Here is a 14,412-nt window from a genome sequence, read left to right as displayed (position 1 = left end):
CTAATTTCGTTTTGATTAACTTAGATTCTGTTCTCATTTTTCTGACAGTTTAAAGGGTTTGACTTTAGATAGTTTGCACTTCTAAGTTAACCCAACTGTCAGATTAAGTCGGAACTACTACACGTTAACGGACGATCATGCAATCACTTTGTGTTCTACTTCCTTTCGGATACCCATCGCGAGTAGCTGCTTCTCAAAAAGCCTGCTCCCGACCTCGTCGTCCTCAATGACATAGCGCACACCGATATATTTGATCGGCTTCCCGCGCTCATCCAGCACCGGCGAAATCACCGCGTCCACCCAATAGTGTGAGCCGTCTTTCTTCCGGTTTTTCACAATGCCTCGAAACACGTTGCCTGCTTTGATCGTGGTCCACATGGCTTTGAAAACTTCGCCGGGCATGTCGGGATGGCGCACTTTTTTGTGCGGCGCACCAACCAACTCTTCGCGACTGTATTGCGACACCTGGCAAAACTTTTCGTTCACATACAGGATGTCGCCATAAAGGTTCGACTCCGACATGATGGTGCTTGTGTTCAAGGCTGCCACGCGCGCATCAAGCTCCTGATTGACGCGACGTGTTTCGCGCATGTTCTGACTCAGCTCTTCTTCCTGCGCGCGCAGTTCCTCAATATATTGTTGCTGATCGTGTTCTGATTTCACGCGCTCGGTGATGTCGTGCAGGATGCAGGTAAAGATCTCCTTGCCCGCCACCGTGGTCATCTTCACGGTGAACTCAACAGGCACCTTCTCGCCACGCTTTTGAAACGCCTCCAGCACCGTGCGTGTGTTCGTGTTGTGTTTTATGGACGTTGCCTTTTCGTTAAACAGGATTTCCATATCTGCTTCCGGAAAAATAAGGTGCGCAGATTTGCCAATGATTTCACTTTCGGCATACCCCAGAAGTTCGAGGCCTGCACGATTCATTGATTCGATCTTTCCAGTACGGTCGGCAGTGAAGATGGTATCGGCGGCCGAGTCGAGAATGGCATTCAGCTTTGTGTTTTGCAGGAGTGACTCAGTCGATTTTCGTTCCAGGGCTTCCTGTGTGGCGTGAATTTCTTCGAGGTTCTGACGCAGCTCTTCTTCCTTCGTCTTCAGTTGCGTGGCCTGTTGCTGACTCTCCGCCAGCAGCTTTTGTGTTGCTTCCGTCATGCGAATGTCGCTCAGTGCCGCGCCAAGAATTTCGCCAACGCGCTCCAGGAAATCTGCCTCATACTTCTTCCAAACAGTGAACGAGGCCACCTCCAAAACCCCTTCCACGGTGTCGTAGTTTTTCAAGGGCACCAGCACAACACATCGCGGCGTGGCCTCGCCCAGCCCGGACGTGATGTTCACATAGTCCCGGGGAATGTTCGTGAGCAACGTAACATCACCTTCCAGAAACGCTTGCCCCACAAGTCCTTCGCCCGGTGCAATGATGCGTTCCACAAATTTCCGGCGTCCATAGGCATAACATCCTTTCAGTTCTAAAACCGGATTGGCATGATCGTCTTCCCCAACCACAAAAATTCCGCCCTGGTTGGCGCCGATATACCTCACCAGCTCGCCAATAAATTGGTTGAGCAGCTCGGCAGTGTTTTGATGTTGCTGCCGTGCTAACTCCGAAAAGCGCGTCAGCCCGGAAGCTGTCCACATGCGCTGCCGTTCTTCTTCGGCCACCGCCCGCATTTTATCTTTCATGTTTAGCAACTCGCCCGAGAGATTGTTTTGATTCAAGGCGTGCAGCGCGGGAGTCATGCCAGGGTAGGGGACATCGAACTTTCCCTCGCCGATGTATTTGATAAATTCGGTGGCGTTTTTTAGCTCTGTTTCCAGCACCATCAAATTCGCTTTATTCGTGTCCCCACTATTAAACAGAAAACGCGAAACTTGCTCGCCAACACGTTTATGAGTTTGTTGCACCGAAGTCTGCGTTCTCATGAACACCACAACCCAAATGCCTATGCCGGTCAAAATCAACAACTCGGCGGCTACCGGCAGCCACGGTGTTTGTGTGTGAATGTATAAAGCAATCTGCAGCAACACCAGGCCCAACGAGATGGCCACAATCCCAAAAGTCTTCATCATCAATTTTTTTCTACGCCCAAAAATGAAGGACTGCCCGCAAGCAACACCTGACAAAAATCAGTTTGGCAGAAAATGATGGGCTGACGTAAGGAATGGAGTGAGATTGCTTTTTTTTTGCGGGGAAAGAGTTGACAGAGCGGCAGTTTTTAGGAGAATCAAAACCAGAACGGCGATTCCCACAAGCCATTATTCTTCATGATTGGGGGAAACGGGGAAAGCGATCCAAAATGTATAGGAACGGCTAAATTCGCAAGACATGATTACACTATAATTTATATTATGTTAAATATAAAACAACCAATATTGCACCCCAATCACAATTCCAGAGCCCCGACGATAACGCGAGAATCCGCGTGCGACCCATTGATGGCCGCTTCGCGCGCCGGACCCGCGGCACCTTCTTCAACAGCCTCCTACGATTTCGGTCTCGAAAATAATTCAGACTGCCAACTCGACCTCAGTCCGATGGTCTTTGCTTGCATGGCACTGGGCAGCCCATGGAACGTTCCACAAACATAGTTAGGACCTACCATTGGTCGTGAAGCGTTGTTGGAACGTGTGCTGGCGTGCTATGGTGAATTATTATTATTGAAGTCCCGCAAGACGCAGCGGGGTAATTCTGTCTTTTTTTTTCGATTGGTCATTACGCGTTGCGTCACATCACGCGCCGACACACATTGTGTGCGGTGGATGTCGAAATATTATGAAACGAATCGTCAATGTCGATTCAGATACCTTTCAGAACTAAACCCAATTCATCCCTACATGCTCGAGTACTTCACGTGGACGAGACCAGAACATTCAACCTGACTCAGCCCCGGCGCCCACACCCCCGCCCACCCCAAACCGTTCGCATAAAATTCCGGTTTCAACCTTCTCCTTTCAGTATCTTTCCTCTTCAAACCATTAACCTATGAGAAAACTCCTACCCCTGTTGGTGCTGCTATCGTTTGCTGCGGCGCAGGCCCAGCAGAAAACACTATCGGGCTACACGAAAGAAGCGGCCGAGCGACAGCTTAGCGCTGAAGAGAAATTCGACAGCTACCTCACACCCACCAACCTCGACACGTGGATGAAGCGCCTCGCGGGTCGCCCCCACCATCTGGGGTCGGCCTATGGAAAGCAGAATGCCGAATACATGCGCGACCTCTTTAAAAGCTGGGGCTACGATGCGCAGATCGAAACCTATAAAGTGTTGTTCCCCACGCCCAAGGTGCGCCAGCTGGAATTGGTTGGTCCCACACGCTTCACTGCCAAACTCACCGAGCCCGCCTTCAAGGAAGACGCCACCAGCGGTCAGGTGAAAGAACAATTGCCAACTTATAATGCATGGTCGGCCGATGGCGACGTGACCGCCGAGCTTGTGTTTGTGAACTATGGCGTGCCCGCCGACTATGACCAGCTTGAACGCATGGGCATTGACGTGAAAGGAAAAATTGTGATCGCGAAATATGGCGGCTCATGGCGCGGCATCAAGCCCAAGGTTGCTCAGGAGCATGGCGCTATTGGATGCCTCATCTACTCCGATCCGGAAGGCGATGGCTATTATCAAGGCGATGTTTATCCGAAGGGATCGTTCAGACCTTATCAGGGTGTGCAGCGTGGTTCGGTTCAGGACATGCCGATCTATCCCGGCGATCCGCTCACGCCGGGTGTTGGTGCTACCGAAGATGCCAAGCGTCTCGATCGCAAGGTTGCCACCAACCTGTTGAAGATACCGGTGCAGCCCATCTCCTATGCCGATGCGCAGCCGTTGCTGGCTGCTTTGGGTGGCCCTGTGGCACCTGAGGGTTGGCGCGGTGCGTTGCCCATCACCTACCATGTGGGGCCAGGTGCGGCCAAAGTTCACCTGAAGCTATCGTTCGATTGGAAGATGGTGGATTGCCACAATGTGATTGCCAAACTGCAAGGCAGCGAGTTGCCCGACCAATGGGTTGTGCGGGGCAACCACCACGATGCGTGGGTGAATGGTGCCAACGATCCCATCAGCGGCATGGTGGCCCTCATGGAAGAGGCCCGCGCCGTGGGCGAGTTGGTGAAGACTGGCTGGAAACCGAAACGCACCTTGATCTACTGTGCATGGGATGGTGAAGAGCCGTCGTTGATTGGTTCAACGGAATGGGTAGAGCACCACGCCGCCGAGCTGCAACAAAAGGCTGTGGCCTATATTAACTCCGACAGCAACGGCCGTGGCTTTCTGGATGCTGGCGGCTCACACACATTGGAAACGTTGATGGATGAAGTGTCGCGCGATGTGGCCGATCCTCAAACGGGCATCAGCGTGCGCGACCGTCAGTTGGCCTACAGAGCGGCGAATGCTCCCAATGCCAAAGCAAAGAAGGACGCCCTCGATCAAAGGAAATTAACACTCGATGCCTTGGGTTCGGGATCGGACTATAGTCCTTTCTTCCAACACCTTGCCATTCCTTCGCTGAACCTCGGCTATGGTGGTGAAGACAACGGTGGCGAATACCACTCCATCTACGATTCGTACGATATGTATGTGCGCTTCAAAGATCCCAAGTTTGCCTATGGCATCGCGCTGGCCAAAACCGCCGGTCGCGCAACCCTAAGGCTAGCCAACGCCGAGGTGTTGCCCTTCGATTTCAAAGCCTTCTACAAAACCGTGAACGGCTACATGGGCGAAGTGACCGCCCTGCTCGACAACCTGCGCGAGTCGACCGCGGTTGAGAACCAGCTGATTCAAAACAAGACCTATGTGCTGGCATCGGACCCCAACATTAAATATATTCCGCCCACACCCAAAGACGCGGTGCCCTTCCTGAACTTCTCAGCGTTGCAAAATGCGCTGGCGGGGTTGGAAAAAGCAACGACCTTGTTTGCCGACCTGCGCGCCGCCAACACGGTGCCCAACACAAACCTGAAGCAACTGAACGAAATCCTCTATCGCGCCGAGCAAAAGCTGATGGCCGACACAGGCTTGCCCCGTCGCACGTGGTATCGTCACACCATCTATGCCCCGGGCTTCTACACCGGCTATGGTGTGAAGACATTGCCTGGCGTTCGCGAAGGCATTGAACAACGCACCTGGCAGGAAGCACAGGAACAGATCGACATCGCCGCCAAAGCCCTGGAGCGCTACACCAAAGAGGTGGAAGCCGCGTCGCGGATTTTGATGATGCGCTAGTTTCTGTATCAACCTATTCTTCAAGAGCCTGACCTCCCTTTCGAGGTCAGGCTTTTTTTTGTTTCCGGTGTTTGATGAATGCACCGGTGTTCGCGCATCCATGGCACGCAACGCGACATGCAGGTCGGCCCGACAGACACGTGCGTGCTTCGGGGTGAACACGCGATAAAAAAATTGGAAAAGAATCAAAACACGGTGTGGAAACGGGCGGGGAATTCTTTTACTTTAAGCTTATGGAACAGAACCTGAAAATGATAGACGATGCGGCAAGCTTTGAACACTTCCGCACCCTGCTACGCTCTTCCAATCTCCCGGCCGACGACCTGGACTATAAACGCGACATGCTGGTGGGCTACATCGAAGACAACGCCATGGTGGGCACCGGTGGCCTTGAAGTGTATGGCGACTATGCCCTGCTACGATCGCTCTCTGTCAAGTTCGGCATCCGTGGCAAGGCCCTTGGCACCACCATCACCGAACACCTCATTGCCCAGGCCCGCGAACGAAAGTTGAAAGCCATTTATCTGTTGACAGAAAACGCACACGGCTTTTTCTCGCGCAAAGGTTTCTCGCCGGTGAAACGTGAAGACGTTCCGCAGGAGCTCAATGCATCGTCTGAGTTTTCGCATGTGTGCCCTACGTCGGCAGTGGTGATGCAACTGGTGCTCTAGGGCTGCGTTGGCTCGCGCACACATGCCCATCTTTTCGATCGGTGGGTAATCACTGTATCTTTTCTTAAAACTCTTTCATTGGCTTAGGCTACTCTTGCATTCCCGTATGGGAATTGTGGATAATATCATGCTCAATCGCCGGGTTCCCACCCGGCGATTTCAAGCCGTGTCTCGTAAGGCATTCGTGCCACGCACAAACGAAATCGATCTTCAAACTCTCTGGCACGCGAAGCGCACGTTGAATCGGGTGATGCGCCTTTGCACCATGAACAACCCTGTGTCGAGATGACGCGAGCGTGGCGCAATTGAATGCGGGTATCGATTGCTATCGTCGGAGCCCGACGATTTTGATACAGCGCCACGCACAAGCGAAATCGATCGTCAAACTTTCTGTGCCTGCTGTGAACAACTCGTCCCGAACACCGTTAGTGTTTCGAGTGCATTTGCCGTGACCGATTGTTGGGGCGGCCGGTAACTTAATTTCATAAAGTGTTCTTTTCCTCAAAACTCCCTCTTGTCATGAAAAACGTTCTCCTGATCTTGCTGTGCGGCATGGCCGCGATGGTGTCGGCGCAGTCCTACACGCGCATACAACCCGGCACACGCTACGATGCTGGCGAAACGGTGCGATCGGCACGCTATGGTGTGCAGTCGCGCATTCCGTTGGGCTGGCGTGGTGTGTTGCCGCGCGACACGGAGGTGTTCATGGTGTTGCCCGACGATCCCGACAACGGCCAGGTGTTTGTGTTCATGAACGAAAAGGACAGCCCGGCCACCGCGCGCACAAGGTTTGAGCAGGGCATCAACCTCGACCCAAACATAAAGCTTGCCCCGACCGGCAACGTGACGCAACGCGGCGAAGGCATTGCCACCGAGTTCAGGCTCGAGGGAAAGAAAACAAACAAGGCAGACCGCTACTATGCCGAATCGAAATGCCACCCGAAAGGAACCGGTTGCCTGGTGGTGCTCCTCACAGGCAAGACCGTGAACTTCGAGGCCGGCAAAGCGGCCGTGATGGAGATCATGGACCACACCACGTTTGTTGAGCCTTCGGCCGAGCCCTATGTGGATTTTGACTGGAACGAATTCCTGACCAACAAGGTGCTGGTGAACTATGCCCTGACCTATGATGTGAAGAAAGAGAACACCGTGACCCTGTGTGCCGGCGGCACCTTCCACTCGCGACTGAAAACGAATGAGTTTGTGAATGGCAACGTGAAGCCCTATAAAGGAAAGAAGGCGGGTACCTGGTCCGTGACGGGTAAGGGTGAAAACACCACGCTGGTGCTGACCTTTGAGGGCCTTCCGCCGGTGAAGGTTGCCCTCACCATTCGCGACGAGAAAGTGTTTGCCAACGGGCAGCGATACTTTGTGGGCGAGAACGACGACTGCAAAGCCAAATAGCTCACCATCAGTCAACTTACACTAGCATTCGTTAGGACAATAAATAATGGGTAGCCTAACAATCGTAAATCGCAAAACCAAATTACATTTGCGGTTCACAACCAACCCAATGAAACTGAACAAGTACTTTGTCATCGATTTCGACAGCACCTTTACCAAAGTAGAAGCCTTCGACGTACTCGCCGACATTTCACTGAAAGACCACCCCGAACAAGCGCAGCGCAAGAGCCAGATCATTGCCATTACCAACCAGGGCATGAACGGCTCGCTTTCCTTCCGCGAATCGCTGGAAAAACGTTTGAACCTGCTGGCCCCTACCCGCCAGCATCTGGGTCCGCTCATCGCCTTGCTAAGAGACCTGGTGTCGGAGTCGTTCAAGCGCAACCGCGAGTTCTTCACCACCTACTCCGACAACATCTATATCATCTCCAATGGCTTCCGCGAGTTTATCGAACCCATTGTGACGGAATACGGCATCAAAGCCGAAAACATACTGGCCAACGAGTTCCGCTTCGACGAAGACGGACGCGTGGTTGGCTTCGACACCGAGAACCCCTTGTCGGCCAACGGTGGCAAAGTGGAACAACTCAAAAAACTGAACCTCCCCGGCGATGTATACGTTATTGGTGACGGATACACCGATTATGAAATAAAACACGCAGGACTGGCGAATAAATTTTACGCCTTTACTGAAAACGTAGAAAGGGAGAACGTCTTGAAACAAGCAGACCACATCACACCAAGCCTGGATGAGTTCCTGTACCTCAACAAGCTGAACACCGCCATCTCATATCCCAAAAACCGGATCAACGTGCTCCTGCTGGAGAACGTGCACCCCGTAGCCGTGGAGCTTCTGAAATCGGAAGGCTTCAACGTCGAAACCTATCACGCCGCCCTCACCGAAGACGAGCTGATCGAAAAGATCAAGAACGTGTCGGTATTGGGCATTCGCTCCAAAACGCAGGTTACCGCCCGCGTGCTCGAACATGCCAACCGCCTCATGGTGATTGGCGCCTTCTGCATTGGCACCAACCAGATCGATTTGAAGACCGCCACCAAAAAAGGCATCGCGGTGTTCAACGCCCCCTTCAGCAACACCCGCTCGGTGGTGGAACTGGCCGTGGCCGAAATGATCATGCTCATGCGCAACATCGTTGACAAGTCGAGCAAGATGCACAATGGCGTGTGGGACAAGTCGGCAAAAGGAAGCTTTGAAGTGCGTGGTAAAAAGCTGGGCCTCATTGGCTATGGCAACATCGGCACACAGCTTTCGGTAATAGCCGAATCGTTGGGCATGAAAGTGCTCTACTACGACACCGAAGAGAAACTCTCCCTTGGCAACGCCATCAAATGCAAGTCGATGAAGGAAGTGCTGGAACAGGCCGACGTGCTCTCGTTGCACGTTGACGGTCGCGAGTCCAACCAAAACCTTATTGGTCCCAAGGAGTTTGCGCTCATGAAAAAGGGTGTGATCTTCATCAACCTCAGCCGCGGACACATTGTCGACATCCAGGCCCTCCGTGAGAACGTGCTCAGCGGAAAAGTGGCAGGCTGTGCCATCGACGTGTTCCCTTATGAACCTGTGAGCAACGACGAAGAATTTATGTCTGAACTGCGCGGCTTGCCAAACACCATCCTGAGCCCGCACATCGGCGGCAGCACCTCCGAAGCCCAGGAAAACATCGGCAACTTTGTGCCCGGCAAGATCATGGACTACATCAACACCGGAAGTACCTCCAACAGCGTGACCTTCCCGAACCTGACGTTGCCCCTGCTGGAAAATGCACACCGCCTCATTCACATACACGAAAACGTGCCGGGCATACTCGCCAAGATCAACCACATTCTGGCCAACAACGGCATCAACATCGTGGGCCAGTATCTGAAAACCAATGAGAGCATCGGCTACGTGATCACCGACATCAACAAACAATACGACAAAGACGTGATCAAAGAACTTCGCGAAATTGACAACACCATAAAGTTCCGCGTGCTGTATTGATCGGCATGACGCCTTAACATCACAAAGCCTGTTGATCCTATGTCGACAGGCTTTTTTATTGCGCCGCCGCGAACGCACCAACCCTAACCTTCGCCATTGTCCTTTGATGCATTTCAATGCATTCCTGTATATCTTTCAGACATGGATAACAAAGAAGAACTACGCGGCACGCGGCGGAGATTGTATGAAATCATCTTTGAAGCCGACACACCGGCCGGAAGGGGTTTCGATCTCGTGCTGCTGTTCTGCATTGTGATGAGCGTGATCACCATCATGCTCGACAGCGTCCAGTCTGTGAAGGACGTCTATGGCGATTGGATCTTTGGTCTGGAGATGACCTTCACTTTGATCTTCACGGCGGAGTACATCGCGCGTGTGGCCGTGGTGTTGAACCGGCGCAAATACATTTTCAGTTTCTTTGGCATCCTCGATCTCATCTCCATTCTGCCTACGTATCTGGCCTTGTTCGTGGCCGGTGCGCAGTCGCTGATGGTGATTCGCAGCATCAGGTTGCTGCGTGTGTTCCGCATTCTGAAGCTTACCCGCTACGTTGGCGAAGGGCAAAATCTGACGCGCGCGTTAAAAGCCAGTCAGCATAAGATCACCATCTTTCTGTTCACCATTCTCACCACGGTCATCATCATGGGCGCGCTCATGTATCTGGTGGAAGGGCCAACACACGGATTCACCAGCATACCCCGCAGCATCTACTGGGCCATTGTGACCATGACCACCGTTGGCTATGGCGACATTGCACCGCAGACGGCGCTGGGCCAAACGCTGGCCTCGTTCATCATGATTATGGGCTATGGCATTCTCGCGGTGCCCACGGGCATTGTGTCGGCAGAGATGGTGAGTTTGAAACATTCGCAGGTGACCACACAGGTCTGCCCGCATTGTTTAAAGGAAGGGCACGACGCCGATGCCGTGTTCTGCAAGTTCTGCGGCGGCGATCTCAACAACGGGTAAGCGGCGCGCGACGGCGCGATGGCAAAAAAAAGCCCACTGGGTTTGGTGAGGTGTTTCTGAACCCCATGAAAGACAAGTTTTGAGCTGCTGTCGTTCGCAACCTTCTTCTGTTATCCTGCTTTTTGGGCGAGGTCCGCCAATTGGCGGATGAAGCCTGATTTTGTACGAAAGCTTCACTCGGTATTGTTTAAATTGTTAGGTTCAGCAAACGTGTCCCAAACCCGAGTGGGATTTGTATGCAACTTAGACAAAACATGCTTTTGCATCAACCTTGATCGGGAAGATTTTTTGGCAAGCAATATTCTGGTCACCGCAGTCGTTTGCTCCCGCCGGAAATGCCTGATATATCAATATCTTTTTTAGTTTTGTTTCCGCATTATGAACCCTACAGTCAACTTCACCCCCGGCCCTTCCCAGCTTTATTTCACGGTCGAAGATCACGTGCGCACCGCATTCCGCGAAGGCGTTCCGTCGTTGTCGCACCGCACCAAAAAATTTGAAAGCTACTACCAGTCCACTGTGGAAGGATTGCGCGCCTTGCTGAACATTCCGGCAGGCTATCACCTCTACTTCACCGGATCGGCTACAGAAATATGGGAACGTGTTGTTGAGAACCTGGTGGAAGAAAAGTCCTTTCACCTGGTGAACGGCTCGTTCTCCAAACGCTTCTTCGAAGTGTCGCAGCAACTGCAGCGCAAGGCCGACAAACTTGAAGTGGCCAACGGCCAGGGGTTTGATGCGTCGTTCCGCGCCACCGAAGGCACGGAGCTTATCGCCCTCACCCACAACGAAACCAGCACGGGTGTGATGCTGCCGCTGGAGTTCTTCAAAACGGTTCGCGCCAACCATCCCGATGCCTTGCTGGCGGTGGATGCCGTGTCGTCGCTGCCGTTTCCCGACTTTGATTTTAACCTGCTGGATTCTGTGTTCTTCTCCGTGCAAAAAGGCTTTGGTCTTCCCGCAGGGTTGGGCGTCTGGCTGGTAAACGACAAGTGCGTGGCGAAAGCCGAACAACTGCTGGCCAAAGGAAAGTCCATCGGGTCCTATCACACCATCCCAAGCCTGCACACCCACGCGCTGAAGAACCAAACACCCGAAACGCCAAACGTGCTGGCCATCTACCTGCTCAGCAAAGTGGTGGAAGACATGAACCGCAAGGGCATACAAGCCATTCGCAAAGAAACCGAATACAAAGCCGCCCTGCTCTACAACACCCTGAACCAACACAGTGTGCTGAATCCGTTTGTGAAAGACAAAGCCTTCCAATCGAAAACCGTGGTGGTGGCCGACACGGGCGAGCACACCGAGCGCATCACCAAACTGCTTCTCGAAAAAGGCATGCAGCCCGGCGATGGCTATGGTCCATCCAAGAAAACACAGCTGCGCTTTGCCAACTTTCCCACGCACGCCAAAGAACATTTCGAAGCCCTGGTCGACACGCTCGAAGCCTACAAGCCATAGCGCATCCCAAACCAAAATAATTGAATCCGCTTGCGCGGGAAGAAAAGAATTTAGGCTTACTTTTAAACCTTACCCTCACGCCTGAGTCTAAACAGTCCAATTGATTGATTTTCTTCCTTGGAAGATAAAGAACTGTTACAAAAGCTTCGAAGCCCCGAAACCCGGAATTATGGTTTCAACTTGCTGGTGCGCGAATACCAGAAGCGGGTCTATTGGCACGTGCGCAAAATGGTGATCGACCACGACGATGCCGACGACCTGACCCAGGAAGTCTTTATCAAAATCCACAAACACATCGACGGCTTTCGCGAAGACGCCCAGCTATATACCTGGATCTATCGCATTGCCACCAACGAATGCCTCAGCTTTCTGCAACGCAAGAAGCGGCGTTTCTTTCTGCCCATCGGCGATGTGGAAGGCGAACTCGCGGCCAAGCTCGACAGCTCATCACAACTCTCGGGCGACGACATTCAGCTGAAGCTGCAAAAGGCGCTCTTGAAACTGCCCGACAAGCAACGGCTGGTGTTCAACATGAAATATTTCGACGACATGCCCTACGATCAAATCAGTGAAATCACCGACACCAGCGTGGGTGCACTGAAGGCGAGCTATCACCACGCAGTGAAGAAAATTGAAGATTATTTATCAGAATGATTAAACTTTTAGGAGATTAAGATGTCAAAGAACCGATCATGAAAAAGCTGGAAGATATTCCGAAAAAAGAGGTGTTCGAGGTGCCCGATGGGTATTTCGACAAGCTCCCGGGCATCATTCACGCCCGTGTGAGCAAACCGGGAGCCGCCATGGCCACACCCGGGTGGGCTTACGGCCTCCGTTATGCGCTTCCTGCCGTGGTGCTTTTTGCCGCGGGCATCTTCTGGTATACACGCCCCGGCACAGACCTCTCACCCGAAGGCTTGCTGGCCGCCGTGCAAACCGAAGAACTGGTGGCCTACCTCAACGACACCGACGTGAGCACTGACGAGCTTCTGGAAGACGCCCAACTGGACGGCATTGACGCCAGTGAGATTGAAGGCGATGTGTATGGACTGAACATACCCGACGACGACCTGACCATTATTTTAGACGACATTGATTAAAAGATATACTGAGATGAAGGCGATTCTAGGCATTTTATTTACGCTCATGATCCTGCCGGCGTGGGCGCAAGACGACGACCTGCCGGCACCCGACCACAAAGCCCGCGAGAAAATACAGGCTGCCCGCATAGCCTACATCACCGACCAGCTTCAGCTCACGCCCGAAGAAGCCGAACGCTTCTGGCCCATCTATCGCGAGTTTGCCGAGCGACGCAAAGAGATTCGACAACAGTTGAAAGAGCTGAAGCACAATCAGGACGGCGGCACGCAAAACACAGAGCAGAACGCACAGGCTGCCGTGGAGACACAACTCAAGGTGAAACAGAAAGAGCTTGATCTGGAGAAGGACTATTCCGGCCGCTTGCTCAAGGTGATCTCGGCGCAGAAGCTTCGCACGCTTCCCGATGCCGAGCGACGCTTCCGGCAAATGATACTCGAACAAATTCAACGCCGCCAACTGCAGCAAGAGCGAAGGCAAAACCTACGCGACCAGCAGCAACAGAGGCTTCAGCAACGAAACAACTAAACAAGACTCTCCCGCGGCATGCATTGGTGTAGAAGATGGCTCTTCACTATCCTGATGTCTGCTTCCTGTCTGGCCGCCACGGCCCAGGAAGCAGATTCGCTTTTATTGCCCGACATCGACGACGTGCTCACTTTCGAAGACTCGCTCTCGATCTTCAACCTCATCGACAGCCTGTTGCAATATGGCGAGCCGGTGCGTTCGCAGTTTGCCCTGCGCATGGGCTACAACAGCAACGTGCAGTCGGCAGGCCGAACGCTAGGCATCGAAAACTTCGGACTCGCACCCGCGGTTTCCTACTATCACAAGTCGGGTCTCTATGCCGACGTGGCCGGCTTCTGGAGCAAAGACTTTGAACCCTCCTACTACCTCACCATCGCCTCCGTGGGCTACATGCACAGCTTCTCGAAACGGTTCTCTATCATGGGCGAGTACGATCGTTACTTCTACAACACGCCCAGCGAAGACGCCTACATTCCCTATAAGAACACGCTGTCGGTAACCCCCATGTTCGAGTTGAAGCCGCTGCTCATCAGTGTTAACTACGCCTTCTATTTTGGCGATGCCCACGCGCACCGCATCATGCCCGGACTCAGTGTGATTCTGGAGAAAAAGAATGTGAGGTGGATTGATCGCATTGCCGTGTCGCCGTCGTTCTTCGCGCTCTATGGAAACGAAACCATCACCTCGATTGAATATGTGGCACCGACAACGATTCGCGAAGCGCTGGAGAATTTCAGGAAGTATGGCACGCGCTTCAGCCTGGTGCAAACCACCCGGAATGTTTTTGGCATTATGAATTATGCGGCGAGTGTTCCGGTGTCTATCGGGTTCAGGAATTGGGGCATTACGTTTACCTACACCTACAATATTCCGAAAGCATTGCCCGGCGAGCCACTTACTCTGTCGGAAAGTTCATACCTGTCGGGCAGCCTCACCTACTTCTTTAAGGGGTTCAGGCGGAATAAATTCTCGTTGTAGTAAGGGCTTAGGAATCGTAATGAACACGACACAGCTCTCTCTTCTTCTCAAAAATGATGACGAACGCGAGGCTAAAAAGCCGA

At 52.8% G+C, this 14,412-nt stretch carries 11 protein-coding genes; 10 read left to right on the top strand and 1 reads right to left on the bottom strand.

Annotated elements, in window-relative coordinates; all coding sequences use genetic code 11:
• Positions 1-135: 135 nt before the first annotated feature.
• The gene (locus JI741_RS24455; protein WP_202014063.1) at positions 136-2,070 is read right to left on the bottom strand and encodes a PAS domain S-box protein; all 1,935 of its coding nucleotides are present in this window, start codon (positions 2,068-2,070) and stop codon (positions 136-138) included.
• Between the two features lie 913 nt (positions 2,071-2,983).
• On the opposite strand from JI741_RS24455, the gene JI741_RS24450 reads away from it, so the two are divergent.
• The 10 genes from JI741_RS24450 (at position 2,984) to JI741_RS24405 (ending at position 14,329) form a co-directional block, all read left to right on the top strand.
• Positions 2,984-5,218 (top strand): M28 family metallopeptidase, encoded by a 2,235-nt coding sequence (locus JI741_RS24450; protein WP_202014062.1) that lies wholly within the window; start codon positions 2,984-2,986, stop codon positions 5,216-5,218.
• 233 nt (positions 5,219-5,451) lie between these two features.
• A complete protein-coding gene (arsN2, locus tag JI741_RS24445) occupies positions 5,452-5,889 on the top strand; it encodes an arsenic resistance N-acetyltransferase ArsN2 (RefSeq protein ID WP_202014061.1) in 438 nt (145 codons plus the stop codon).
• A gap of 519 nt (positions 5,890-6,408) precedes the next feature.
• Positions 6,409-7,293, top strand: a complete 885-nt coding sequence (locus JI741_RS24440) for a hypothetical protein (protein ID WP_202014060.1) — start codon at positions 6,409-6,411, stop codon at positions 7,291-7,293.
• Positions 7,294-7,402: 109 nt separating this feature from the next.
• On the top strand, positions 7,403-9,295 hold the full coding sequence (gene serA, locus JI741_RS24435) for a phosphoglycerate dehydrogenase (RefSeq protein WP_202014059.1): 1,893 nt from the start codon (positions 7,403-7,405) through the stop codon (positions 9,293-9,295).
• Between the two features lie 141 nt (positions 9,296-9,436).
• Positions 9,437-10,264 (top strand): ion transporter, encoded by an 828-nt coding sequence (locus JI741_RS24430; protein WP_202014058.1) that lies wholly within the window; start codon positions 9,437-9,439, stop codon positions 10,262-10,264.
• A 378-nt stretch (positions 10,265-10,642) separates the two neighbouring features.
• Entirely contained in the window at positions 10,643-11,725 is a 1,083-nt protein-coding gene (locus JI741_RS24425) for an aminotransferase class V-fold PLP-dependent enzyme (protein ID WP_202014057.1), read from the top strand.
• 117 nt (positions 11,726-11,842) lie between these two features.
• Complete coding sequence (locus JI741_RS24420) at positions 11,843-12,379, top strand: RNA polymerase sigma factor (protein ID WP_202014056.1); 537 nt, start codon at positions 11,843-11,845, stop codon at positions 12,377-12,379.
• A gap of 38 nt (positions 12,380-12,417) precedes the next feature.
• Positions 12,418-12,825 (top strand): hypothetical protein, encoded by a 408-nt coding sequence (locus JI741_RS24415; protein ID WP_202014055.1) that lies wholly within the window; start codon positions 12,418-12,420, stop codon positions 12,823-12,825.
• 13 nt (positions 12,826-12,838) lie between these two features.
• Positions 12,839-13,351, top strand: a complete 513-nt coding sequence (locus JI741_RS24410) for a hypothetical protein (protein WP_202014054.1) — start codon at positions 12,839-12,841, stop codon at positions 13,349-13,351.
• A gap of 54 nt (positions 13,352-13,405) precedes the next feature.
• The gene (locus JI741_RS24405) at positions 13,406-14,329 is read left to right on the top strand and encodes a hypothetical protein (RefSeq protein ID WP_202014053.1); all 924 of its coding nucleotides are present in this window, start codon (positions 13,406-13,408) and stop codon (positions 14,327-14,329) included.
• Positions 14,330-14,412 lie beyond the last annotated feature (83 nt).

The organism is Chryseolinea lacunae (assembly GCF_016735595.1).
Classification (GTDB): Bacteria; Bacteroidota; Bacteroidia; order Cytophagales; family Cyclobacteriaceae; genus Chryseolinea; species Chryseolinea lacunae.
Note: the sequence above shows the minus strand (reverse complement) of the source record. Positions and strands in the feature narration are given on the sequence as shown.